Raw genomic sequence first — 22,304 nt, forward strand, 5'->3', positions numbered from 1 at the left:
GCTATTTTTGCTCTCGTAACAATTGAGCAGCACGGACGGCAAAGTAAGTCAGGATGCCATCAGCGCCTGCACGTTTAAAAGCGGTCAGGGATTCGAGGATAACCCCTTCGCTCAACCAGCCATTCTGGATCGCCGCCATGTGCATGGCATATTCACCGCTGACCTGATAAACAAAGGTCGGCACTTTAAATTCTTCTTTGACCCGGTAGAGGATGTCCAGATACGGCATGCCTGGCTTGACCATGACCATGTCCGCGCCTTCTGACAAGTCCGCCGCCACTTCGTGCAGGGCTTCGTTGCTGTTGGCCGGGTCCATCTGATAGGAGGCCTTGTTGGCCTTGCCCAGGTTCAGCGCCGAACCGACCGCATCGCGGAACGGGCCGTAATAGGCGCTGGCGTACTTCGCCGAGTAGGCCATGATCCGCACGTTGACGTGGTCGGCCAGCTCCAGCGCTTCGCGGATCGCCTGGATGCGACCGTCCATCATGTCCGACGGGGCCACCACCTGAGCGCCGGCTTCGGCGTGGGACAGCGCCTGCTTGACCAGTGCGTCGACGGTGATGTCGTTCTGCACGTAGCCTTCTTCGTCGAGGATACCGTCCTGCCCGTGGGTGGTGAACGGGTCCAGGGCGACATCGGTGATCACACCCAGCTCAGGGAACTGCGCCCGCAATGCGCGAGTGGCGCGCTGGGCAATGCCGTTGGGGTTCCAGGCTTCGGCGGCGTCCAGCGACTTGAGCTCCGGCGGCGTCACCGGGAACAACGCCAACGCCGGAATCCCCAGCTCGACCCATTTGGCCGCTTCTTCAAGCAACAGATCGATGGTCAGGCGCTCGACACCCGGCATCGAGGCCACCGCTTCGCGACGGTTTTCACCGTCCAGCACGAACACCGGCAGGATCAGATCGTCGACGGTCAGAACGTTTTCACGGACCAGTCGACGCGAAAAATCATCACGACGGTTGCGACGCAGGCGGGTTGCTGGAAACAAACGGTTGGCGGGGGTAAAGCTCACGGCAGACTCCTGAGCCCGCGCTGGCGGGCGAGCGTGACAGTTATAAGCGGCCATTATGACCAACGTATGACAGCTGTGTGCATCCCTGCGTCACGTAGCCGCATTCCATTGTCCTTGTAGGAAATGTTCACGTCGAGACACATTTGGACACTTTCATGAATGTTCCCGAAGGGTTAGGCTGCGCGTTCATTTCGCCAGCATCCAGACAATGCTCCAACAATTTCTTCAGGAATTCGGCTACTTCGCCCTCTTTCTCGGCACGTTTTTCGAAGGCGAAACCATTCTGGTGCTCGCAGGCTTCCTCGCGTTCCGCGGATACATGGACCTCAAAGTGGTCATGATCGTGGCGTTCCTCGGCAGTTATGCCGGTGATCAGCTGTGGTATTTCCTGGGGCGCAAGCACGGCCGCAAGTTGCTGGCGCGCAAACCGCGCTGGCAATTGATGGGTGACCGGGCCCTGGAACACATCCGCAGGCACCCGGACATCTGGGTACTGAGCTTCCGCTTTGTCTATGGCCTGCGCACGGTGATGCCGGTGGCGATCGGCTTGTCGGGCTATCCGCCAGGACGTTATCTGCTGCTCAACGGGATTGGTGCCGCGATCTGGGCCGCGGCGCTGGCTGCCGCCGCCTATCACTTCGGTGCGGTGCTCGAAGGCATGCTCGGCAGCGTCAAGAAGTACGAGCTGTGGGTGCTCGGCGCCCTGCTGATACTGGGCTTTTGCCTGTGGTTGCGCCGACGCCTCAAGAACGCCCGTCTGGCGAAGAAGATCTACGCCGACGAGCAGGCCTTGAAAGCCGAACAAGCCAAAACCAACGAACCTACGACGCCAGTCGAGTGAAACGGTTTCTGCAACAGTAGAGACCGATACCGCTGAGCAGGCTGTAACTCAGCAGGCCGACCCAGCCCACCGCGCTGGCCGGCCACAGCCCAACGACTGGCGCCAGCCACACCAGCGGCACATTCGACGCCAGGCGCAGCAGCTCCAGCTTCAGCGCCCACGGGCGATTCTCCAGGGCCACGCCCAACGTAAACAAACCCAGCGCCACGGCACTCCAGCCGAGTACCAGCGCGGCGGTTGGCAAACTCTGCTCCAGGTTCATCAAGTAGCTGCCCAGCGCGATGTAGACGCAGAACTGCAACACGACGTAAAGCTGCTGACGCCCGTCCAGCGGCACCTCGAATTTACGGAACTGACTCAGGTCTGGCTTGTTCATCGGGTACCTGGCCGCCACATCCGTCGGCCGCCAACCGGTGCGCATGAACCAGATGCGCAGCTTGTCCCATTTGCTTTGCGCACGCCGCGCGTCATCCCACAGCTGCGCATAGAACTGCACGTTCGCCCACAACGGATTCCAGTTCGCCAGCGGCGTGGTGACGCCGAAAATCACCGGTTCGTTGTCGTCCTCTTCCTGGAACGAGCCGAATAGACGGTCCCAAATAATGAACACCCCGCCGTAGTTGCGATCCATGTAGAGAGCGTTCTGTGCATGGTGAGCGCGATGATTGGACGGCGTGACGAAGAACCACTCGAACCAGCCGAGCTTGGGAATGTGTTTGGTATGCACCCAGAATTGGTACAGCAAGTTCAGCGAGGCGACGCTGATGAACACCAGCAGCGGCACGCCGAGCACGGCCATCGGCAGGTAGAAGATCCAGCTCAGCAGGAAGCCGGTACTGGTCTGGCGCAGCGCCGTGGAAAGGTTGTAGTCCTCGCTCTGGTGATGCACCGAATGCGCCGCCCAGAGGATGTTGCGTTCATGGCCCATGCGATGCAGCCAGTAGTAGCAGAAGTCGTAGAGGACAAAGGCGAAAACCCAGACCCAAACACTGTCGGCCGAGAGCTCGAACAGCGCCAGGTGCTTGAGAGCAAACGCATACGTCACCAGGCCGACGCCTTTGGTCAACAGGCCGGTGGTCGTCGACAGCACGCCGGTGCTCATGCTGTTGATCGCGTCCGCCACGCGATAATTGCTCACTCCGCGCCAACGGTCGGCCAGCAGTTCGACGGCAATCAGCACAAAGAAAAACGGCACCGCATACAGAATGAAGTCCATGACGCGCCCTGATCGGAATCTTGAGGACAGATCCTAGGTGTAGCCGCGAATTAACCCTATGGCAACGAGTGACAAATTAGTGGACATTTAACGCCATGAATCTGGAGAAAAGCCCATGAGCAAAAAAATTGCAGTGATCCTATCCGGCTGTGGCGTGTACGACGGCGCCGAGATCCACGAAAGCGTGATCACCCTGCTGCGTCTGGACCAGCGGGGTGCTCAGGTGCAGTGTTTCGCACCGAACATCGCGCAGCTGCACGTGATCAATCACCTGACCGGCGAAGAAATGCCCGAGTCGCGCAACGTACTGGTGGAATCGGCGCGGATCGCCCGAGGCAACATCAAGGATATCCGCGAAGCGGACGTGGAAGACTTCGATGCGCTGATCGTTCCGGGCGGTTTCGGGGTGGCCAAAAACCTGTCGAACTTTGCCGTCGAAGGCGCCGGCTGCACCGTGCAACCGGAAGTCCTGGCGCTGGCTGAAGCCTTTGCCGAGGCCGGCAAACCGGTCGGGCTGATCTGCATCTCGCCGGCGCTCGCGGCGAAGATCTATGGACCGGGCGTGACCTGCACCATCGGCAACGACGCCGATACTGCCGCCGCCATGAACAAGATGGGCGCTACCCACGCAGACTGCGCGGTAACTGACATCGTTGAGGACAAAGCACGCAAACTGGTCAGCACTCCGGCGTACATGCTGGCGCAATCGATCAGCGAAGCGGCATCCGGCATCAACAAACTGGTCGACCGCGTTCTGGAACTGACCCACGAAAACGACGCCTGACACAGTTCAAATGTGGGAGCGGGCTTGCTCGCGAAGGCGGAGTGTCAGTCGACATCAATGTTGAATGTCAGGGCCTCTTCGCGAGCAAGTCGAATCGTCGCACCGCCGCTCCCACAGTGATCCCAGCTTGGCTCAGGCTTTGCGGGATAGCCGCGTGAGGATCCGGTCCAGCGCATTGGCAAACGCCTGCTTCTCACGCTCGCCAAACGGCGCTGGCCCGCCGCTTATCTGCCCCTGTTCACGGAGATCGGTAAACAGGTTACGCACCGCCAATCGATCGCCCATGTTCTGCGCATCGAACTCTTTGCCCCGTGGATCCAGCGCCGCAACGCCCTTTTTCACCAGACGGTCGGCCAGCGGCACATCGCTGCAGATCACCAATTCGCCGGGGACCGCGTGTTCCACCAGGTAGTCGTCGGCGGCATCCGGACCGCTTGGCACCACGATCAGTTTCACCAGGGCCAAACCCGGTTTGATCTGCGGCTGTCCGGCCACCAACACCACTTCGAACTGGCGCTTGAGGGCGAACTTCACCACCAGATCCTTGGCCGCCCGAGGGCAGGCGTCGGCATCGATCCAGACACGCATTTTTTTACCTCTTGTGGATCACTCGGATCAGGAAACCTGCACCCGCCGCTTCTCAGCCAGCCGACTACGGCTATACAGCACAATGATCGCGATAATCGCCACCGCCTGCGCACTCAGCGAATACGCATCAGCGTGGATCCCCAGCCAGTCGAAGTCAAAGAACGGCACCGGCCGGGTGCCGAAAATCCCGGCTTCCTGCAACGCCTTCACGCCATGCCCGGCAAACACCACGGACAACGCACACAACAGACCGGCGTTGATACTGAAAAACAGCGACAGCGGCAGCTTCGCCGAGCCACGCAGAATCACCCAGGCCAGCCCCACCAACAACACCAACGCCGTCGCACCACCCGCCAGTACCGCGTTATGGCCCGCTGGACCTGCCTGCAGCCACAAAGTCTCGTAGAACAGAATCACTTCAAACAGTTCGCGATACACCGAGAAGAACGCCAGCGTCGCAAACCCGAAACGCCCACCGCCGCCCACCAGGCTGCTCTTGATGTAATCCTGCCAGGCCGCTGCGTGACGACGGTCGTGCATCCACACGCCGAGCCAAAGCACCATGACGGCGGCGAACAATGCCGTCGCACCTTCCAGCAATTCGCGCTGCGAGCCGCTGACATCGATCACGTACGCCGCCAGCGCCCAAGTCCCGAGGCCGGCCAGCAGCGCCAGCCCCCAGCCGGCGTTGACACTGCGCACTGCTGATTGTTGGCCGGTGTTGCGCAGGAACGCGAGGATCGCCGCCAGCACCAGAATTGCTTCCAGGCCTTCGCGCAACAGAATCAACAAACCGGAGATGTAGCTCAGGGACCAGCTCAAGCCATCGCTGCCCAGCAGACCGGCAGACGTCTTCAACTTGGTCTTGGCCGCATCCAGTCGCTCCTGAACCTGGGCCACCGGCAAACCGTCCTGCAACGACTGACGGTAAGCCATCAGCGATTTTTCAGTGTCTTTACGCACATTGGCGTCGACGTTATCCAGAGAACTTTCGACCAGTTCGAAACCCTCCAGATAAGCCGCCACCGACAGGTCATAAGCCTGATCGTGATCACCGGCAAGGTAAGCGGCGATGCTCTTGTCCAGGGTCGCGGCGGTGTAGTCGAGCAACTGCGCCGGACCACGCTTGACCTGCGGCGGTTGCGCCCGCTGCGTACGGAAGGTCGCCGCAGCTTGCAGCCCCTCGGCAACCTGCACTTCTGCGGGAGTCTGACGGGCCAGGTCGGCGATGTTGTAGGTCTTTTCGGATTTTGCAGCAGCCGGATCGGCGCTGAAGCTGGCGATGTAGGTCGCCAGGTCCCACCGCTGACGATCGTCCAGCTGATCGGCGAAGGCCGGCATGTCGGTGCCTTCGACACCAAGGCCCAGGGTGCTGTAGATCGCGTAGAGGCTCAGGTGATCCAGCCGCGCCGCATCACGCAGATTGGACGGTGGCGGCATCAGACCGACACCCGCCGGGCCATCCCCGGCACCCGCGTCGCCGTGGCACACCGAACAATGCTGAGCGTACAACGGCGCACCACGGGTCGGATCCGGCGTAATGATCGGCGCCTGACTGACTTCATAGGTCACCGCCAGCTTCGCGCCGAGTTGCCGTGCCTGACGGCCGACGTCCGCGCCGTCCTGACGCGCAGTGATCGCGTTGCGCAGCGTGCTGACGCCCTGCTCCAGCCCGGCTTTTTCCGGTTTGGCCGGCATTGCGGCGATCAAGCCTTGCAGCGCCTTGATAAATTCCAGCTGCTCTTGGTATTCGGACTCATTAATGACCTTGTCCGCTTGCACCGTTTCCGGGTAATCCGCACCGATGTAATCGAGCAAATGCAGCGCTTGCGGCGCGCCTTCCACGGTGTCGGCCAGCAGGTTGAAACTGCACAGGGCAAACAACGGCAACATCAGCCAGGCCAGAAAACGGGACGGGGCAGTCATGAATGAATCTCAATTGGAAATACGAAGTAACACATTGTTCACTTCCAATGACTTTCACTCAAGCTTTGTATGCGGCAGCCGCTGGAGTACAGGAACAAAGTGCCATCATCCAAGTCTATAAGTTGCCGCCTCATGGCGGCTTGTTTTCAAGGAAGACATACCGCAAATGGCCACCCGCCTGCGCTTCATATTTGTACTCAGTGCCTGTTTGCTACTGAGCGGCTGTCCCACCCTGCGTGACTACAACGCGGAGCTGGGAGAAACACTCGAGTATTTCAAGGCCGGGCAGCTCGACGGTGCGGTTGCCGTACTCGACCGCAACAATCCCATTCCCCCGGGCGACTTGCTTTACCACTTCGAAAAAGGCGAATTGCTGCGCCTCACCGGCAATTTCCCCGACAGTTATCAACATTGGGACTACGCCGACCGGTTGATCGAAGGGTGGGACAATTCGCCCATGTTCGTCCCCTTCAAAAAATTCACCGAGTTCAACAGTTACAGCGCCAACGACAAGGTGCGCTTATACGATGGCTACGATTTCGAGAGAGTCGCCCTGACTACGCAAATGGCCCTGATGCTGCTCTCCGGCTCTGAAACGGAACTGGCGCGCGTCATGATCAAGAAAACCCACGAGCGCGAAGCAACCATTGCCGACAAACGTGACAAGCAATACCTGGAACTGGAAAACCAGGCGAAGGAAGAAGGGGCCGCGATGAAATTCCAGGACCTTCAGGGCTACCCGGTAGCGACCCTCGACGCCCCCGAAGTGATCGCGCTGAAGAACAGCTACCAGAGTGCGTTCAGCCATTACCTCGCCGGCTTCATTTATGAATCGTTGAACGAGAAAGACCTCGCCGCGCCGGGCTATCGCCAGGCCATCGAGCTGCGCCCCAATACGCCGCTGCTCGAACAAGCCTTGCGCAACCTGGCCAAATCCCCGCTGAAGGCGGGCGAGGCCGACGTTCTGCTGATCGTGCAAACCGGCCTGGCGCCGGCGCGCAGCTCGGTGCGCGTGCCGATTTCGGTGGACGTCGAAGGTGAAACCTACATCACCAACATGTCGTTCCCGATCCTCCTCCCCGACACCTCCACGCCACCGGTGGACTTCATCATGGTGGACGGCAAAAAACACAAGCTGACATTGCTCAACAGCTTTGGTGATATGTCGCGTCGCACCTTGCGTGATGACATGCCGGGTATTATCCAGCGCACGCTCCATCGTGCCCGGTCCAATGTCGAATACCTGGCCTATCTGAAAAAGCACAGACCCGAAAAGCTTGAGGAAACGCTCCTGCAGCAGCTTCAACGCGAGGATGCCGATACCCGCGGCTGGCGTACGTTGCCGGACAAGACGCTGGTCGCCCGCCTGCGGCTCAAGAAAGGCCTGCATCAACTGACGCTGCCCAACGCGCCGGACGCTGCACCGGTCAGGTTCAAGCTGGATCAGACACATCAAGCCTTCAGCCTGCGCGCGGTGGGTGACCGCCGATTCGCCGCCGATGTTGCCCTGCAGATCGATACCCTTCCCGCACCGCAGGCTGCAATCAGCCTTGCCCAACCCTGAACGGAGATTTTCATGAGATTGAAATGCTTCGCCGTTGTCGCGCTGGCCCTGTTGGCCGGTTGCGCCACCCCGCCACCTCCGCCGGAACCGGGCAGTGCCGCCAGCAAAGTCATGGCCACCGGACCGATCGAGAACGTGGCCATCGGCCCGATGCGCATGGCCAGGGAAAACGGTTTCCTGACCATCAACACGCAGTTGAGCAACACCGACACCCACAACCGAACGCTGTATTACCGCTATCTTTGGCTGGGACCGGAAGGCTTTCCCGTGGCCGAAGCCGACACCTGGAAAAGCCTGACCCTGTATGCCGAGCAGACCAGCTTCCTGCCGGCCATCGCTCCCGTGCCCCAAGCCGTGGATTTCCGCCTGGAGATCAATACGCCGTGAACCGACCACTTGAGACCTTGCCCATGTTTGTACGCGTTTCGCTCCTTGCCCTGGCTGCGCTGCTGATCGGTGGCTGTGCCGAAAACCGCTCGCCGGTATTGGGCAGTGGCAACATCAGCTATGGCGACCCGAAAGCCGTGGAACTGGTCACCAACGAATTCGGCTCGACCGACCTGCAGATGATCGCGCAAAGCATGACCCGTTCCCTGGCCCAGTCCGGCGTTCTGAAAGGTCGCCCGGTGGTTCAGGTGTACGACGTGATGAACAAGACCAGCGAGTACATCGACACCCGGGAAATCACCACGTCGATCAAAACGCAGCTGATGCACTCCGGCACCGCGCGTTTTGCCAGCGACAACACCGATATGCAAAGCCAGGTTGATCAGCTCAAGCTGCAAAACCAGAGCGGCCTGTACAAGAAAAGCACCGTGGCCAAAACCGGCAACATGATCGCCGCCCGATATCGTCTGGAAGGCTCGATCAGCTCCATCGTCAAGCGCAGCAACGATTACAAGGACGTCTTCTACAAATTCAGCCTGCAATTGATCGACGTCGAAAGCGGGCTGGCGGAGTGGATGGACGAGAAAGAAATCCGCAAGACCACGGAGCGCTGAGCAATGCGTGTATGGATTGGCATCATGGCCCTGGCTTGCGCCGTTGGCGCCCAGGCAGCGCCGAAAATCGCGGTGACCGACTTGGCTTATGAAGCGAGCGTGGATCAATACGTTCACGTGATCTCGGCCCGGGACAATCATCAGCAGGACTATTACGGCACCAGTGGCTCGTCCAGTTATGACGAGTACACGACGCAGAACAGCTATCTGGAACAGACCGAAATCAGGCGTTTCAGTGGTGACATCAAAGGTCAGATGCTCAAGACCGGGATGTTCCAGCTGATTCAGGGCACGCCGTACACCTCCAGCGCTAAAAGCGATGTGTATGACGTGATCAAACGCATCAAGGCCGGCCACTTCAAGGGGGCCGACTACGTGCTGTTCGGCACGCTGTCGGACATCGACTTCACCCAGGACATGAACGAACTGGCCAATACCGACAGCTATTCGGCAGTGCTGGCACTGACTTTGGTGGCCGACTTCAGCCTGATCAACACCAGGACTTACGAGATAACGTCGGCCTTTACCGCCATGGGCGAGGCTCAGGACACCAAACTGGTGAACGACCGGGATATCCACGTTTCATTGAACCGCCCGCGGGTGGTGCGTGAAGTTTCCCGGTCTCTGGGCGAGGATGTGGCCCGACAATTGAGCGAACAGCTCGGGGATGGAAGTTATGAGCCGTCAGGACAACCGGAGCCGCGCAATGACCTGCCACCGGATACCGCGCCGGTCATCCTGCGCTGATCCGTAAAACAAAAAAGGCGACCCCAAGGGTCGCCTTTTTTTTTGCCCAGCGGTTTTACACCACCGCTTTGCGCAGCGTCGCCATGAATGCCGCCGCACCAATGAACAGTCCGGCAAACGTGCGGTTCATGCGTCTCTGCTGCTTGGGCGTGCGCAACATCCGCAGCACCTTCGATGCAAGTCCGGTGTAACCGGCCATGACGATCAGGTCGACGCAGATCATGGTCACACCGAGGATCAGGTACTGCGCCACCAGCGGTGCATGCGGATCAATGAATTGCGGCAGCACCGCGAGCATGAACACCAACGCCTTGGGATTGCTGACATTCACCAGGAAACCCCGGAACACCAGCGCCATCGGCTTGCCGATTTGCCGGACGGCCGCGTCGTCGCTCATGTCATTGGGCAGTGCGCGCCATTGCTTGACCGCCAGGTAAACCAGATAGGCCACGCCAAACCATTTGATCGCGTAGAAAGCGGTGGCCGACGCCGCGAGGATTGCACCAACACCGGCGGCGACAATCGCAATCTGTAGCGCCAGGCCCAGTTGCAGGCCCAGGGCGTTCCAATAACCGCGCCAGAAACCGTATCGCAGACCGCTGGACATCGACGCAATGGCGCCGGCACCGGGAGACAGACTGATCACCCAGCAGGCGGCAAAAAACGCCAGCCATGTTTGAAGCACCATCGCACACCTCGACTCAGACTCGTGACAGATGTCTAAGCTAATGCGGCTTTGGGCCGATGACTACCGATTTTTTGCAGGACAGAACAGCTGCCGACCAGCGTGGTCGGCATTTCGGCTACTTTTCGAAACCGTTGGAAGGGAATACATCGCTGCCGCGCCAGCGTCGAACCGAGCGCTGGAAGAACAGGCTATTGGGCACTTGCACCATGGCGCTGCCGGTACCGAGTTCTTCGGCTTCGATCAGCGTGGTGTAGAGCAGATTGATCGCAACGACCCGGCCTTTGACGCCAGGCTTGTCGGTGGTGTCCACCAACTCGACCACGTCACCGAGGCGGAACGGGCCGACGGTGAAGATCAGGATTGCGCACAACAGATTCGAGAGCACACTCCACATGGCGAAGAACGCCACTGCCGCTACCGCGACAAACCCGGACAACGCGGTCCAGAGCACCGTCGCCGATACCCCGAGGCGTTCCAGGACGAAGATCAGCGCGCTGCCCATGATCAGCCAGCGCAAACCACCACGCAGCGGCATCAGAAATTGTGGCGGAAACGGATAGCGCTCGCCCAGACGCGTCAGGCACTTGGCCACGAAGCGCTGAGCGATGTAGCCCGCCAACAAGATCAGCAGGATTTGCCCAAAGAGCCACAGAGGCTCGATCCACACGGCAGGCAATGGCAGCTTGAAGGCTTCCATCAAGACAGCGCCTCCAGCTCCGCCTGCATGCTTTCAAGCAGTTCCAGCGCTTCCATCCAGGCTTCTTCCAGCTCGGCTTCACGGACCTTCAGCTTGGCCTGTTCGGCCAACAGATCACGCAAGTCGTTTTTGCGCGCTGGCTCGTAAATGTCGCTGTCGCCGAGGCTGGTATCGATCTTCGCCAGTTTCTCGTGCAGTTTGCCCAGCTCGGCTTCGAGCTTGTCAGCCTCGCGCTTGTGCGGTGCCAGTTGCTGACGCAACGCGGCCGCCGCCTGGCGCTGGGCCTTCTTGTCGGTCTTGTCCGGATTGACCGGCGTATTGCTGACCGGGGCGTTGCGCTGACGGTAGTCCACCAGCCAACGGGTGTAGTCTTCCAGGTCGCCGTCGAATTCCTCGACCTTGCCGTCCGCCACCAGATAGAAATTGTCGGTGGTGCTTTTGAGCAAATGGCGATCGTGGGAGACCACCAGTACCGCGCCGCTGAATTCCTGAAGGGCCATGGTCAGCGCCAGGCGCATTTCCAGGTCCAAATGGTTGGTCGGTTCGTCGAGCAGCAACAGGTTCGGCCGGCCCCAGGCGATCAACGCCAGCGCCAGACGGGCCTTTTCGCCACCGGAGAAGTTCAGCACCGGCTCATCGATCCGCGCGCCGCGGAAGTCGAAACCCCCGAGGAAGTCGCGCAGCGTCTGCTCGCGCTCGGTCGGCGCCAGGCGCTGCATGTGCAGCAACGGGCTGGCCTTGGAGTCGAGTGAGTCCAGTTGATGCTGGGCGAAGTAGCCGACGACGGTGTTCTCGCCACGGGTCAGTCGGCCGGACAACGGCTCGAGTTCACCGGCAAGGTTTTTGATCAGGGTCGATTTACCGGCACCGTTCGGGCCGAGCAAACCGATCCGCGCACCGGGGGTCAGTTGCAGCTTGACCTTCTCCAGCACGGCTCTCTCGCCGTAACCCAGTCGGGCGTCGGAGAGGTCAATCAACGGGCTGGAGATTTTCACTGATTCGCGGAAAACGAAATCGAATGGCGAATCGACGTGGGCGGCGGACAGTTCTTCCATCCGCTCCAGCGCCTTGATCCGGCTCTGGGCCTGACGGGCCTTGGTGGCCTGGGCCTTGAAGCGGGCGATGTAGCTTTCCATGTGCGCACGTTGCGCCTGCTGCTTCTCATAGGCCTGCTGTTGCTGGGCCAGACGTTCGGCACGGGCGCGTTCGAAGGCGCTGTAACCACCGCGATACAGGGTGATCTTGCGCTGATCGACGTGAGCCACATGATCGACCACGGCATCGAGGAAGTCCCGGTCGTGGGAAATCAGCATCAAGGTGCCGGGATAGCTTTTGAGCCATTCTTCGAGCCAGATGATGGCGTCGAGGTCCAAGTGGTTGGTCGGTTCGTCGAGCAACAACAAGTCCGAGGGGCACATCAAAGCCTGCGCCAGGTTCAGACGCATCCGCCAACCACCAGAGAAATCTCCTACCTGGCGATCCATCTGTTCATTGGTGAACCCAAGGCCGGCCAGCAACTTGCGGGCCCGGGCGTCGGCGGTGTAACCGTCGGCGCTGTCGAGTTCCGAGTGCAGCCGGGCCTGAGCGGTACCGTCATGGGCCGCTTCGGCTGCGGCGAGGTCGCGTTGCACCTCGCGCAGGCGCAGGTCGCCATCGAGCACATAGTCGACCGCCACGCGATCGAGGGTGTCGATCTCCTGGCGCATGTGGGCGATGCGCCAGTCCGCCGGCAGGAAGCAATCACCCGAGTCCGGGTGCAGGTCACCCAGAAGCAAGGCGAACAGGCTCGATTTGCCGGCGCCGTTGGCACCGATGAGGCCGGCTTTGTGGCCGGCGTGCAGGGTCAGCTCGGCGTCTTCTAGCAGACGTTGCGGGCCACGCTGTAAAGTCAGGTTCTGAAGTCGAATCATAATGGCGGCGGAGTCTACCAGCTTCGCTCGCAACTGGCGCGAGTAGCACTATGTCCTCTGACCTGTGGAGCTTTTCCCTTAGTACTTACGCCCGTCCCGGCGTTGAACCCGCATGCCTGCGATTGCAGTCAGCGGGTATCAATGTGTGCTTGCTGCTCTGCGGGCTGTGGCTGGGAGAACGTGGCGTCGCCTGTAACGAACACCGATTGCAGCAACTGCGTAGCGTGGCCGAGCCGTGGGATGCAGACGTGGTGCGCCCGCTGCGAGCCTTGCGGGTGAATTGGAAAGTCGTCGCCGCCGACGATGGCGAACTGAATGCTTTGCGCGAGCAAGTGAAGGCACTCGAACTGGAGGCCGAGCGACATCTGTTGGTGCGACTGGAACGAGCGGCGTTGAGTTGGCCGCAGGGTGAGGAGACCGATCTATCGGCCTGGCTGGAAGGTGTAGCGGCAGACACCGCCCACCTGCACCGCGACGCGCTGCATCAGCTGCGCGTCGCGGTAAGCAGCACTTAGGAAGCGCTGGTTGGGGTGGTTGCTGCGATCGATGCGGCGGCCGGCGTTGGCGCTGGCGTGGCTGTCGAGGTGGCTGCTGCTAAAGCAGACGTTGCTGCCGGAGCCGGGTTGGCTGGCTTGGCAACTGGCGCGGCAGCCGGCTTGGCAACTGGCGCGGCGGCCGGCTTGGCGGCAACCGGTTTTTTCACTGCTGGTTTTGCAGCTGGCTTGGCGGCTGGTTTTGCAGCCGGTTTGGCAGCGGCAGGTTTGGCGGCTGGTTTCGCTGCAGCAGGTTTTGCAGCAGGTTTTGCAGCAGCAGTTTTGGCAGCCGGTCTGGCTGCAGCTTTTGCAGCTGGCTTGGCAGCAGTTTTAGTCGCGACTGATTTCGCGGCAGGCTTGGCAGCAGGTTTCGCAGCGGCTGTTTTTGCAGCCGGTTTTGCGGCCGGTTTGGCAGCTGCTTTCGCCGCTGCAGTTTTCGCCACCGCCGGTTTGGCAGCAGCAGTTCTTGCAGCCGGTTTAGCGGCAGCTGTTTTGGCAGCGGCTGGCTTGGCGGCAGGTTTGGCGGCGGCTGTTTTTGCAGCCGGTTTTGCAGCCGGTTTTGCAGCGCTAGCAGCGACTGGTTTTTTTGCCGCAGGTTTAGCGGCAGGTTTTGCTGCGGCTTTCACCGGTGCTTTGGCAGCCGGTTTGGCAGCAGGCTTGGCCGGTGCTTTTGCAGCAGCCGGTTTGGCAGCGGCTTTCTTGGCAGGAGCCGCAGCAGGCTTGGCCGAACGCAGGGACAACGCCTTGCCGACAGCCTCTTGTACACGACCGACGCCCTGGGCCAGTTTCAGGCTTTCTTGAGCATCGCGCTTGAGTTGCAGAATGTAGCTGCGAGTTTCGGATTGACGATCCTTGAGGGCATCGAGCAGGTCCTCAAGCTCCTTCACCGCGCCCTTGGCTTTGGCTTGTGCCTTGGCCTTGCCGGCCGCCGCAGCGTCCTGCAATTTGGTACGGGAGTTGTGCAGTTTTTCTTGCGCTTTTCCGCGTTGCTTTTCCAATTTGGCGAGCAGTTTTTCAGCATCAGCCAAGGCTTGGGAACAAGCGTTTTCCAGATGCTCGAGCAAGCTGCCCGAGAGTTGTTGGAGTAAGTGCAACGGAGTATTTACAGGCTTCTTGGTGGCCGACATGGTTTACCTCCTGGCTGACGTGGGTGCGGCTCATACTAGACCTCTGCTGCTACCGCCGCTAGGGCATGTTGACAGTATCCAAAGCGCGACGTTGCAACGGATTGAAATTCTTCTGCGCCTGCGTAAAACCAGTTCACCGTAGAGCACATTCACACTGGCATAATCCCCCGCATCTCAGGTTGGAGAGTGCCCATGTCGCGCTACCTTTTTTTATCACTGTGCGTGTTTTTTTCCGTGGCCCAGGCCGCCGAAAAAACCAAAGAAAATGACACTCATGATCTCTCTTACAGCCTGGGCGCGAGTCTGGGCGAACGCCTGCGCCAGGAGGTTCCGGATCTGCAACTTCAGGCGCTGATCCAAGGCTTGCAACAAGCCTATCAAGGCAAACCCCTGGCGCTGAAAGATGAGCAGATCGAACAGATTCTTGCCGAGCACGAAGCCCAGGTCGCCTTGCAACCGACCCTGCCGCAAAGCGACGTCGCCCTCGAAAAAGAGCAGGCTTTTCTCGCCGAGGAAAAAGCCAGACCGGGCGTTCGTGAGCTGGCCGATGGAATATTGCTGACGGAGTTGGCGCCAGGCACTGGCGCCAAAGCTGGCCCCAACGGCAAAGTCCAGGTGCTGTATATCGGTCGCCTTCCCGACGGCACGGTGTTCGATCAGAACAGTCAGCCGCAGTGGTTCAGTCTCGACAGTGTGATTAGCGGATGGCGCAGCGCGTTGCAGCAAATGCCGGTCGGTGCGAAATGGCGCCTGGTGATTCCATCGGCCGAAGCCTATGGCGCCGAGGGTGCCGGCGACCTGATTGCGCCGTTCACACCACTGGTATTCGAAGTCGAATTGCGCGGTGCCACAAGCTGAATACCGGACACGAAAAACGGCGCGCATAGCGCACCGTTTTTGGAGGTCTTGCAGGAAGGGGGTTCAGGCCTGAACCGGGTCCTCTTCCTTGTGAGCGGTGTGCAGCACTTCGATCAGGCAGTCTTCCAGTTCGAAGCGCTCGTGCAACAGGCCACCCAGTTCTTTGAATTTCTCTGCCACGCACTGACCTGCATCACACAGGTCATTGAACGCGAGCAGCTTCTCGGTGATGACGTCGATGCGAGGGTAGATGGTCTCGGCCAACTCCAGTCCGCGAGTGTCACCAAAGGCCTTGGCTTCGCCGGTCAGCTGTTCGTAGATCTCGAAGTGCCCGGCAGACACGTAATCTACCAGCACGCCGCAGAACTCCTGCAACGGCTTGCGGTTCTCACCCAGCGCCTCAGGCTTGGCGCCGAGAGCATCATAGGCCCGAACCAGTTCGTGACGCTCCTGCAACCAGCGATCGATCAGCAGATGCACTCCACCCCAACGTTCCTGAGCATTCTGACAACTTTCGAGCATGGTGATCTCTCTTCCCTTGTGGGTCATGCTGCCCTACACCCGTCGCCACACTTGAAGGTCAAGTATCGGCCAGGCAGAGCGTCATTCGAGCAACATAATTCCAATGACACGTGCGGGCCAGATTATGCCCGCGCGACAATGGCTTCAAGGTACGCAGGAGATAAAGTTCATACAAGTGTTTAATCACCCGCCAGCGCCCGGTGCGACGAACCGCCGTTGAGCGGTCGCAGACAGGCTTTCCAGACAACGCGCAGCAGCTGATAAATTCCCAGAATTGTCATCGCCATGAAGAACAGCAGACTCCATTCAGGAATGCTCAGGTCGAACAGTGTCCAGGAAATCTCCGCGCACTCCGCCTCCCCTTTAAACATCTGTGTCACCTGGCAAAACCAGGGCATGTCCTCGTACTGAACAGCCAGATTAGGCGGGCACGTCAACAGCTGATGCGCTGGATCGCTCTGCAGCAATACCTGCCGCCACGCCGTGACCGTACCCGCCAGACTGCAAAACAGCCCGAGCAGCCAATACAGGAAAGACCCGAAGCGGCCCGGCCCATGCACCGAAGCCACCAGGCAGATACCCGTGAACAACGCGAGGCAAAAGCGCTGCAACAGGCACAACCCGCAAGGCTTGAGGCCGACCGCATATTCCAGGTAATAGGACACGCCCAGGGCCAGGGCACCTGCAATGAAAGCCATGAAAAACAAGGAGCGTGAGCAGGCCAAAGACATGGCATTTCCGTAACAGTAGAGACAGGCGGTTACGGTAGAGGAAAGCGCTGCAGCCTTTCAAGGCAGGCCAGCGGGGACACTTCAACAGAAGTGTAGGGAATTCCCGACAGGAACGAGAGGATTAGGTGTAGTCCTCTGTAGGACTCTGCCGTTGACGGACTACAAAGGTAAAATTCCGGCAGTTTGCAGGCGACGGGATCGCTCCTTCGAAGCGACCCGTCGTCCACTCTTCAAGCGTGAACAGGAACCGGCAACGGTGCCGCCAGCAAGCGCTCGTCCAACAAGCCCAAGCCCTCCTGGAACAACTGATTGCTGCGCTCTGTGTCACCCAGCTGCGCCAGCAGCCGCGCCAGTTCCGCGCAGGCTTCCGGGTTGCGCTGCACTCGCAGGCTGCTCTCCAGATAGTCCCGGGCCTTGCCCCAAAGGCTGCTTTGCAGACACAAGCGCCCCAAGGTCAGCAACAGGCTTGGGTCGGCCGGATGCTCCTTGAGCCAGCCCTCGGCGGTGTGCAGTTGACGTGCCGGATCACTGCCGCGAACGAGTCCGTAGAGGCGCGCCAGATGACTGTCGTAGTTGCGCTTGAGCGCCGTTCGCAGGATCTCCTCGGCCTCGACCTGAGCACCCAATTGCCGAAGTTGCTCGGCATAAGCGAGCACCAGTTGCGGCTCCTGACGCTGAGCTGAGGTCAACTGCTGCCAGGCGCGATTGAGCGATTGCAAGCCTACCGTCCCGTCTTCTTCCTGATGCGCCGCCAGGGACAGGTTCTCACCCCAGGCCCGGCGTTCAAGTTCTGCCAGCTCGGCCGGCGGCAGGACCTTGTCCTTGCGTAGCTCCGGCAGCAGACGAATCACCGCCGACCAGTCGCCCCGCTGTTGGTGCAAGCGCTGCAACTGGCGCAAGGTCTGGACGTTGCGAGGATGACGCTCGTGCATGGCTTGCAGGGTCACCAGGGCGCCTTCGGTATCGCCGCGGTCAGTCTGTAATTGCGCGTGGCTAAGGGCAATCGCCAACTCTGCCTGGGGTTGTCGCTCAAGAGCGCGCTCCAGCAGGTTGTCGCTTTCCTCGTATTGACCTTGTTCGTTCGCGGCCCGGGCAGCGCCGAGGTAGTAAAGCAAAGGCTGGCGCTCGGCTTCCGCTGCCCGATGCAGATGACGCTGCGCACTGGCCCAGCGACCTTCGGCCAGATCCAGCTGACCGTGTTCAATCGCCACCTGCACACGGCGACTGCGATTGCGCCGCGACCAGGGATTGACCACGCCGCTGGAGGTCGTCACCAATTCGATCAACGCCTTGATGCCCCAGAACACCAGCCAGAGCACGGCGACCAACGCCAGGGTTGCCCACAGGCTCGACTCATAGCGAAAGCTTTTGTAGGCGATCAGCACGTAACCGGAATGCTCCGCAATCGCCAGCCCCAGCGCGGCAGCCGCGGCGATTACCAGGAACATGATCACATAGAGGCGCTTCATGGTGCTGCCTCCTGAGCGGTGTCCGCGGCAGGTTTGGCCATCGGTTTGATTGAGTCCTCGGCGTTGACATTACGCCGCTCCAGATACCCCTGAACCGCACTCAGCGTGCCGGTCAGGTCTGGCGTGACAACGGTGACCGGTTGCTTGCTCAACTCGCCAACCTGCTCAAGCATCACTTTGCTCTGAGGGTTGTCCGGGTTGAAGTTGCCCTTGAGCACGTCCCGCGCCTCGGCCAGCGCCTGGGTATAAACCGCGGCCTGGCCATTGAGCGCGGCCCATTGCGCCTGCTCCAGCGCCAGGCTCAGAGCCAGGCGCACCTGGCTCAGGCTCTGCCCGGCCAGCAACGGACGCACATTCTTGTCGGCATTAAAGTCGATGCGGATGTAGCGCGAGACCTGATCCCACCATTGCGCCCAGCGACTGGCGCCGTCGCCATCGGCGGTGAGCCCCAGCAGGGATTCACCACGATCCTTGTACTCGGGCGCCAGCTCGGTGAGGCTGATCACCTGATCGCGCAGCGCCCCAAGTCGCAGGAACAGACCGGTGCGATCCGGCTGTTGGGTGCTACGCAATGCCACCAACGTTTTGGCCACTTGCTCGCGAGCGGCAAAAGAGCCCGGGTCGTTCTGTTCGCGCAGAATTTCATCGGCGCCCTGCACCAAAGCCTGGGCACTGCTGATGTCCTGCAACGCGGAAAGACGCAGGCTGGCCAGACGCAGCAGGTGCTCGGCCTCGGCGAGACGCCAATCCTTGCGACTGGCGCCGAGAACCGTTTCGAGGCGTTGATTCAAGCGTTGCTGATCACCTTGAAGTTGAGTAACCAAACGACTGCGTGCATCGAGCTCGGCGGCGGCAGGCATTTGTTCCAGGCGAGCAGTCAGGCGTTGTTCATTGAGCTTCAGGTCCTGCGCCTGATCGTTCAATGCCTGGACCTGACTCAACTGCAGTTGAGTATTGGCTTGCAGGTGACGCACCTGCCAGACTCCCCAACCGCCCACGGCGACACCGGCGGCGCCCAGCAATAGCGCGACGATTGCCAGCCCATTGCCTCGGCGCTGCACTGCAGCAGGTGGCCCGGTTTCAACCGGTGCTTCAACCGGTGCATCGAGCACTGGCTGGACGTCATCTTTAGGCAAGGCTGTTTCGCTCACGTATCCATCCTTTGCATTAGAGAACGGGTCCGGGATGCTCCCGTAACGCCGTCAGCAAAGCCGCGGCACTGGCGCCACGACAATCCACAACTGTTTGGGCCCCGGCGGCACGTGCCAGCTCGGCGACCCTGGGGCTTGGAACAAACAACGGCAACCGCGCCAATTGCGGCCAGGCATCGCCGGCCAATTGATGCAGGTGCTCAAAACCCTGCCCACTGCTGACCACCAGCCCGTTCAAGCGTTCCGCCTCGATCAGGTCAGGCAGCGCTGCCGGCGGGTAGTGCGGCAGGTCGCGGCGGTACAACTCCAGATACTCGACACTAGCACCAAGCTCGCGCAAACGCTCAGCCAGCAACTCGCGCCCGCCCTCCCCGCGCATGATCAGCACGCGTGGACCGGGCCGCGCGATTGCCTCGCGCAACTGAGGAAGTTCAAGCAAGGCTTCGCTGTCATCGCCATCCACCGGGAAGCTGATGTCCAACCCGCGATCCTCGAGGATCTGCGCGGTGGCTGCGCCCACGCTGAACCACTTCAAACGAGGGGGTTGCGGCCGATACCGGTCGAGCAGATCCACGGCAATTCTGGCGGCCGGTTTACTGACCACGATCACCGCGCAGTAGCGATCCAGCCCCAGAATCACCTCGCGCATTGTGTCAGAGGCAGGAATCGGCTCGATCTCCAAAAGCGGCAAACTGCTGCTGAAAATCCCCTTTTCGGTCAAAAAACTGCTCAGCGCCGCCGACTCATCCGCGGGACGCGTCAGCAGCAGGCGCCAGCCCGTCACTCGTGACCTGCCTCGCCGTAGACTGCTTTCAGAATGTCGTTGGCGCCTTGACTCAGCAGGTCTTCAGCCACTTGCACGCCCAGGGCCTCGGCGTCGCTGCGTGGCGCACGAGCCTCGGCGCTGAGCAGCAGACCGCCGTTCGGATCACCGACAAGACCACGCAACCAGATCTGCTCGCCTTCAAGCACCGCATAGCAGGCGATGGGCACTTGGCAGCCGCCATTCAAATGTTTGTTGAGAGCACGTTCGGCGGTCACGCGGATCGCAGTGTCCTGGTGATGCAGCGGTGCCAACAGCGCGTGAATTTCGCTGTCGACGCTGCGGCATTCGATGCCCACCGCGCCTTGGCCACCGGCCGGCAGACTGTCGTCGACACTGATGGCCGAGGTAATCCGATCTTCAAAGCCGAGACGAATCAGGCCGGCAGCAGCGAGGATAATGGCGTCATATTCGCCGGCATCGAGCTTGGCCAGGCGCGTGTTGACGTTGCCGCGCAGGAAGCGAATCTCCAGGTCCGGACGACGGGTCAGCAACTGGGCCTGACGGCGCAGGCTGGAGGTGCCGACGATGCTGCCTTGCGGCAATTCGTCCAGGCTGGCGTAGGTGTTGGAAACGAAGGCATCACGCGGGTCTTCTCGCTCGCAGATGCAAAACAGACCGAGGCCTTCAGGAAAGTCCATCGGCACGTCTTTCATCGAGTGCACGGCGATGTCGGCTTCGTTTTCCAGCAGCGCGGTTTCCAGTTCTTTGACGAACAGGCCCTTGCCGCCGATTTTCGACAGTGGCGAGTCGAGCAACTTGTCACCGCGACTGACCATGGGCACCAACGTCACGAGCAGACCCGGATGGGCCTCTTCCAGACGGGCTTTGACGTATTCGGCCTGCCACAGGGCGAGTGCACTTTTACGGGTGGCGATGCGGATTTCGCGAGAGGACATGGATCAATCCGTACTGAATAGATACGGCGGATAATAACAGCTCAGCCAAATCCACTTTGACTTGTATCAGGTATTGCCTGGCCTCCCTGGCCCCGGATGTCCGGCAATCGGGTGTGAAATACGCCTGTGAGCGGCGAATTAAAGCTGCTGCATCATTTTGCGCACGCCGGCCACATGCCGTCGGCTGACGATCAGGGCGTCGCCGTTCAAGCCTTTGAGGAACAGCTGAAAATGCCCCAGAGGCGTGCGTTGCAGGCGTTCGATGCGTTCGCGGGCGACCAGCGCGTTGCGGTGGATTCGCACGAAGCGATCGCCAAATTCATCTTCAAGGGCCTTGAGTGGCTCATCCAGCAGCACTTCGCCGCCTTCGTGGCGCAAGGTCACGTATTTGTGATCCGCAATGAAGTAGACCACCTGTCCCAACGGGATCAATTCGATACCTTTACGGGTACGGGCGCTGATGTGGCTGCGCGGGCCGCTGCCACTTTCGGCGGCGGGACGGGTCAGGGCCGCGAGCTGGACGCGATTGGGCCGCTCGGCTTTTTTCAACGCTTCATGCAATTGTTCTGTACGCACAGGTTTCACCAGATAGCCTACGGCGCTGGCCTGTAAGGCTTCCACGGCAAATTCATCGGGCCCTGTGCAAAACACCACGGCGGGCGGGGTTTCGCGTTCGCACAATCGTGCAGCCACTTGCAGGCCATCGAGGCCCGGCATGCCGATATCGAGCAGCACGATATCGGGTTTGTGGCTGTCGATCAGAGCCAACGCCTCATCGCCGTTCGTGGCGCTAGGCTCCAGGACACTGTATCCCTCGAGTTCGCCAACCATTCGGCTCAGGCGCTCGCGGGCAAGGGGTTCGTCATCAACGATCAGGACATTCATATTGCGCTGGATTCCTGCGTGAGTCTCGCACAAGGATAGCGTAGACAGGTGAAGTGACGTCCGTCACCGCGATCCACGCTAAGACTAGCGCGAGGGCCAAAAAGTGCCGCCCGACCGACGGCTAAATTTTTATCTGTCGTGCGTTTGGCGGCCCAGGCCCGCGTTGGCGAGGCATCGCCGTAGGGTTTGTTGATACACAATATGAACACCCCCTCTTCTTATAGTCAGCTGCAGCGTCTGGAAGTGCGCTGATCCTACTGTCCAACTGTAGACGGTTGCCGGCACGATATTGCTCAATTGAAAAATATCGTTGCGCGAATCCCCTCGGC

Annotated in this window: 23 protein-coding genes and 1 pseudogene; 8 read left to right on the forward strand and 16 right to left on the reverse strand. The window is 60.3% G+C overall.

Going from position 1 to position 22,304, the window contains the following annotated elements; all coding sequences use genetic code 11:
- Window position 1: 1 nt before the first annotated feature.
- A complete protein-coding gene (hemB, locus tag KGB23_RS00585; RefSeq protein WP_008150323.1) occupies window positions 2–1,015 on the reverse strand; it encodes a porphobilinogen synthase in 1,014 nt (337 codons plus the stop codon).
- Window positions 1,016–1,223: 208 nt separating this feature from the next.
- Here hemB and KGB23_RS00590 point away from each other — a divergent pair, with 208 nt between their 5' ends.
- A complete protein-coding gene (locus tag KGB23_RS00590) occupies window positions 1,224–1,856 on the forward strand; it encodes a DedA family protein (protein WP_008150321.1) in 633 nt (210 codons plus the stop codon).
- Here KGB23_RS00590 and KGB23_RS00595 read toward each other — a convergent pair.
- Window positions 1,837–3,072, reverse strand: coding sequence for a sterol desaturase family protein (locus KGB23_RS00595; protein ID WP_223429512.1), 1,236 nt, complete (start codon window positions 3,070–3,072; stop codon window positions 1,837–1,839). The two genes, KGB23_RS00590 and KGB23_RS00595, sit on opposite strands and share 20 nt — an antisense overlap.
- Window positions 3,073–3,187: 115 nt before the next feature.
- On the opposite strand from KGB23_RS00595, the gene elbB reads away from it, so the two are divergent.
- Entirely contained in the window at window positions 3,188–3,856 is a 669-nt protein-coding gene (gene elbB / locus KGB23_RS00600; RefSeq protein WP_223429513.1) for an isoprenoid biosynthesis glyoxalase ElbB, read from the forward strand.
- Between the two features lie 132 nt (window positions 3,857–3,988).
- Here elbB and KGB23_RS00605 read toward each other — a convergent pair whose 3' ends face one another.
- Entirely contained in the window at window positions 3,989–4,444 is a 456-nt protein-coding gene (locus KGB23_RS00605; RefSeq protein WP_223429514.1) for a YaiI/YqxD family protein, read from the reverse strand.
- A 27-nt stretch (window positions 4,445–4,471) separates the two neighbouring features.
- Window positions 4,472–6,370, reverse strand: a complete 1,899-nt coding sequence (locus KGB23_RS00610; RefSeq protein WP_223429515.1) for a cytochrome c/FTR1 family iron permease — start codon at window positions 6,368–6,370, stop codon at window positions 4,472–4,474.
- Between the two features lie 166 nt (window positions 6,371–6,536).
- Between KGB23_RS00610 and KGB23_RS00615 the strand changes: the two genes are divergently transcribed.
- Genes KGB23_RS00615 through KGB23_RS00630 form a run of 4 tightly spaced genes read left to right on the forward strand, consistent with a single transcriptional unit; the run spans window position 6,537 to window position 9,682 of the window.
- The gene (locus KGB23_RS00615; protein ID WP_223429516.1) at window positions 6,537–7,934 is read left to right on the forward strand and encodes a COG3014 family protein; all 1,398 of its coding nucleotides are present in this window, start codon (window positions 6,537–6,539) and stop codon (window positions 7,932–7,934) included.
- A gap of 12 nt (window positions 7,935–7,946) precedes the next feature.
- Window positions 7,947–8,321 carry a YcfL family protein gene (locus KGB23_RS00620; protein ID WP_223429517.1) on the forward strand — a complete coding sequence of 125 codons (375 nt, stop codon included), beginning with the start codon at window positions 7,947–7,949 and terminating at the stop codon, window positions 8,319–8,321.
- Between the two features lie 23 nt (window positions 8,322–8,344).
- Window positions 8,345–8,935: a penicillin-binding protein activator LpoB gene (gene lpoB, locus KGB23_RS00625; RefSeq protein WP_008150305.1), complete on the forward strand. Its 591-nt coding sequence runs from the start codon at window positions 8,345–8,347 to the stop codon at window positions 8,933–8,935.
- 3 nt (window positions 8,936–8,938) lie between these two features.
- Window positions 8,939–9,682 (forward strand): penicillin-binding protein activator LpoB, encoded by a 744-nt coding sequence (locus KGB23_RS00630; RefSeq protein ID WP_223429518.1) that lies wholly within the window; start codon window positions 8,939–8,941, stop codon window positions 9,680–9,682.
- Between the two features lie 55 nt (window positions 9,683–9,737).
- Here KGB23_RS00630 and KGB23_RS00635 read toward each other — a convergent pair whose 3' ends face one another.
- From KGB23_RS00635 to KGB23_RS00645, 3 genes are all read right to left on the reverse strand, one after another.
- Window positions 9,738–10,370: a LysE family transporter gene (locus KGB23_RS00635; RefSeq protein WP_223429519.1), complete on the reverse strand. Its 633-nt coding sequence runs from the start codon at window positions 10,368–10,370 to the stop codon at window positions 9,738–9,740.
- 115 nt (window positions 10,371–10,485) lie between these two features.
- Window positions 10,486–11,067, reverse strand: coding sequence for a mechanosensitive ion channel family protein (locus tag KGB23_RS00640; protein ID WP_223429520.1), 582 nt, complete (start codon window positions 11,065–11,067; stop codon window positions 10,486–10,488).
- Window positions 11,067–12,977: an ATP-binding cassette domain-containing protein gene (locus KGB23_RS00645; protein ID WP_046045102.1), complete on the reverse strand. Its 1,911-nt coding sequence runs from the start codon at window positions 12,975–12,977 to the stop codon at window positions 11,067–11,069. Before KGB23_RS00645 ends, KGB23_RS00640 begins: the two co-directional genes overlap by 1 nt.
- Before the next feature lie 50 nt (window positions 12,978–13,027).
- On the opposite strand from KGB23_RS00645, the gene KGB23_RS00650 reads away from it, so the two are divergent.
- On the forward strand, window positions 13,028–13,492 hold the full coding sequence (locus tag KGB23_RS00650; protein ID WP_223429521.1) for a TIGR02444 family protein: 465 nt from the start codon (window positions 13,028–13,030) through the stop codon (window positions 13,490–13,492).
- Here the strand turns inward: KGB23_RS00650 and KGB23_RS00655 are convergent.
- Window positions 13,489–14,637, reverse strand: coding sequence for an AlgP family protein (locus KGB23_RS00655; RefSeq protein ID WP_223429522.1), 1,149 nt, complete (start codon window positions 14,635–14,637; stop codon window positions 13,489–13,491). The two genes, KGB23_RS00650 and KGB23_RS00655, sit on opposite strands and share 4 nt — an antisense overlap.
- Window positions 14,638–14,829: 192 nt before the next feature.
- Here KGB23_RS00655 and KGB23_RS00660 point away from each other — a divergent pair, with 192 nt between their 5' ends.
- Window positions 14,830–15,495 (forward strand): FKBP-type peptidyl-prolyl cis-trans isomerase, encoded by a 666-nt coding sequence (locus KGB23_RS00660; protein ID WP_223429523.1) that lies wholly within the window; start codon window positions 14,830–14,832, stop codon window positions 15,493–15,495.
- 63 nt (window positions 15,496–15,558) lie between these two features.
- On the opposite strand, the gene KGB23_RS00665 is transcribed toward KGB23_RS00660, so the two are convergent.
- The 8 genes and pseudogenes from KGB23_RS00665 to KGB23_RS30300 all read right to left on the reverse strand — a co-directional run.
- Window positions 15,559–16,017 carry an Rsd/AlgQ family anti-sigma factor gene (locus KGB23_RS00665; RefSeq protein ID WP_033053386.1) on the reverse strand — a complete coding sequence of 153 codons (459 nt, stop codon included), beginning with the start codon at window positions 16,015–16,017 and terminating at the stop codon, window positions 15,559–15,561.
- A gap of 179 nt (window positions 16,018–16,196) precedes the next feature.
- Window positions 16,197–16,748 (reverse strand): disulfide bond formation protein B, encoded by a 552-nt coding sequence (locus KGB23_RS00670; RefSeq protein ID WP_223429524.1) that lies wholly within the window; start codon window positions 16,746–16,748, stop codon window positions 16,197–16,199.
- 230 nt (window positions 16,749–16,978) lie between these two features.
- A complete protein-coding gene (locus tag KGB23_RS00675) occupies window positions 16,979–18,217 on the reverse strand; it encodes a heme biosynthesis protein HemY (protein ID WP_223429525.1) in 1,239 nt (412 codons plus the stop codon).
- Window positions 18,214–19,368 (reverse strand): uroporphyrinogen-III C-methyltransferase, encoded by a 1,155-nt coding sequence (locus KGB23_RS00680; RefSeq protein ID WP_223429526.1) that lies wholly within the window; start codon window positions 19,366–19,368, stop codon window positions 18,214–18,216. Before KGB23_RS00680 ends, KGB23_RS00675 begins: the two co-directional genes overlap by 4 nt.
- A gap of 16 nt (window positions 19,369–19,384) precedes the next feature.
- On the reverse strand, window positions 19,385–20,152 hold the full coding sequence (locus KGB23_RS00685; RefSeq protein WP_223429527.1) for a uroporphyrinogen-III synthase: 768 nt from the start codon (window positions 20,150–20,152) through the stop codon (window positions 19,385–19,387).
- Entirely contained in the window at window positions 20,149–21,090 is a 942-nt protein-coding gene (hemC, locus tag KGB23_RS00690) for a hydroxymethylbilane synthase (RefSeq protein ID WP_056738742.1), read from the reverse strand. Before hemC ends, KGB23_RS00685 begins: the two co-directional genes overlap by 4 nt.
- A gap of 138 nt (window positions 21,091–21,228) precedes the next feature.
- The gene (locus KGB23_RS00695; RefSeq protein WP_046045093.1) at window positions 21,229–21,975 is read right to left on the reverse strand and encodes a LytR/AlgR family response regulator transcription factor; all 747 of its coding nucleotides are present in this window, start codon (window positions 21,973–21,975) and stop codon (window positions 21,229–21,231) included.
- Window positions 21,972–22,291: pseudogene (locus tag KGB23_RS30300) on the reverse strand (sensor histidine kinase); the annotation flags it as partial. The gene KGB23_RS00695 and the pseudogene KGB23_RS30300, both read right to left, overlap by 4 nt.
- Window positions 22,292–22,304: the final 13 nt, after the last annotated feature.

The sequence above is a fragment of the Pseudomonas sp. GL-B-26 genome (assembly GCF_019947405.1).
Taxonomy (GTDB): domain Bacteria; phylum Pseudomonadota; class Gammaproteobacteria; order Pseudomonadales; family Pseudomonadaceae; genus Aquipseudomonas.

Excerpts from the sequence above, each read along its gene's own strand:
- KGB23_RS00590 (WP_008150321.1), top strand. The coding sequence starts at position 1,224 with ATGCTCCAACAATTTCTTCAGGAATTCGGCTACTTCGCCCTCTTTCTC.
- KGB23_RS00595 (WP_223429512.1), bottom strand. The coding sequence starts at position 3,072 with ATGGACTTCATTCTGTATGCGGTGCCGTTTTTCTTTGTGCTGATTGCC.
- elbB (WP_223429513.1), top strand. The coding sequence starts at position 3,188 with ATGAGCAAAAAAATTGCAGTGATCCTATCCGGCTGTGGCGTGTACGAC.
- KGB23_RS00605 (WP_223429514.1), bottom strand. The coding sequence starts at position 4,444 with ATGCGTGTCTGGATCGATGCCGACGCCTGCCCTCGGGCGGCCAAGGAT.
- KGB23_RS00610 (WP_223429515.1), bottom strand. The coding sequence starts at position 6,370 with ATGACTGCCCCGTCCCGTTTTCTGGCCTGGCTGATGTTGCCGTTGTTT.
- KGB23_RS00615 (WP_223429516.1), top strand. The coding sequence starts at position 6,537 with ATGGCCACCCGCCTGCGCTTCATATTTGTACTCAGTGCCTGTTTGCTA.
- KGB23_RS00620 (WP_223429517.1), top strand. The coding sequence starts at position 7,947 with ATGAGATTGAAATGCTTCGCCGTTGTCGCGCTGGCCCTGTTGGCCGGT.
- lpoB (WP_008150305.1), top strand. The coding sequence starts at position 8,345 with ATGTTTGTACGCGTTTCGCTCCTTGCCCTGGCTGCGCTGCTGATCGGT.
- KGB23_RS00630 (WP_223429518.1), top strand. The coding sequence starts at position 8,939 with ATGCGTGTATGGATTGGCATCATGGCCCTGGCTTGCGCCGTTGGCGCC.
- KGB23_RS00635 (WP_223429519.1), bottom strand. The coding sequence starts at position 10,370 with ATGGTGCTTCAAACATGGCTGGCGTTTTTTGCCGCCTGCTGGGTGATC.
- KGB23_RS00640 (WP_223429520.1), bottom strand. The coding sequence starts at position 11,067 with ATGGAAGCCTTCAAGCTGCCATTGCCTGCCGTGTGGATCGAGCCTCTG.
- KGB23_RS00645 (WP_046045102.1), bottom strand. The coding sequence starts at position 12,977 with ATGATTCGACTTCAGAACCTGACTTTACAGCGTGGCCCGCAACGTCTG.
- KGB23_RS00650 (WP_223429521.1), top strand. The coding sequence starts at position 13,028 with ATGTCCTCTGACCTGTGGAGCTTTTCCCTTAGTACTTACGCCCGTCCC.
- KGB23_RS00655 (WP_223429522.1), bottom strand. The coding sequence starts at position 14,637 with ATGTCGGCCACCAAGAAGCCTGTAAATACTCCGTTGCACTTACTCCAA.
- KGB23_RS00660 (WP_223429523.1), top strand. The coding sequence starts at position 14,830 with ATGTCGCGCTACCTTTTTTTATCACTGTGCGTGTTTTTTTCCGTGGCC.
- KGB23_RS00665 (WP_033053386.1), bottom strand. The coding sequence starts at position 16,017 with ATGCTCGAAAGTTGTCAGAATGCTCAGGAACGTTGGGGTGGAGTGCAT.
- KGB23_RS00670 (WP_223429524.1), bottom strand. The coding sequence starts at position 16,748 with ATGTCTTTGGCCTGCTCACGCTCCTTGTTTTTCATGGCTTTCATTGCA.
- KGB23_RS00675 (WP_223429525.1), bottom strand. The coding sequence starts at position 18,217 with ATGAAGCGCCTCTATGTGATCATGTTCCTGGTAATCGCCGCGGCTGCC.
- hemC (WP_056738742.1), bottom strand. The coding sequence starts at position 21,090 with ATGTCCTCTCGCGAAATCCGCATCGCCACCCGTAAAAGTGCACTCGCC.
- KGB23_RS00695 (WP_046045093.1), bottom strand. The coding sequence starts at position 21,975 with ATGAATGTCCTGATCGTTGATGACGAACCCCTTGCCCGCGAGCGCCTG.